The sequence below is a fragment of the Psychrobacter sp. TB20-MNA-CIBAN-0197 genome (genome assembly GCF_040309765.1).
Taxonomy (GTDB): Bacteria; Pseudomonadota; Gammaproteobacteria; order Pseudomonadales; family Moraxellaceae; genus Psychrobacter; species Psychrobacter submarinus.
Genome location: NZ_JBEOPC010000506.1, coordinates 1 through 276 on the forward strand (window position 1 = coordinate 1; position 276 = coordinate 276).

Consider the following 276-nt stretch of genomic DNA (forward strand, 5'->3'; position numbering starts at 1 on the left):
GCTGATTGATGTCGCGGGTGCTGCGCTCGATGATCGCCATGCCGTCCTTCGCCGACTGATCGGCACCCTTGGCGGCGTTGGCGGCGTTCGAGGCACTGTTGGCGACGTCGTGGGCAGTGGCGCTCATTTCGTTGGAGGCGGTGGCGACCTGATCGATCTCGCGGAATTGCACCTGCATGCCTTCGCTGGTCTGGCGGGCAATTTCCGATGACTGATCGGCCGTGCCGCGCGCTTCGGTGATGCTTTGTTTGATCTGCGCGATGGTCGGCTGAAGCT

1 pseudogene is annotated in these 276 nt (G+C 63.0%); it reads right to left on the reverse strand.

Annotated elements, in window-relative coordinates:
* Positions 1–276, reverse strand: a pseudogene (locus tag AAEY83_RS14705) (hypothetical protein); the annotation flags it as partial.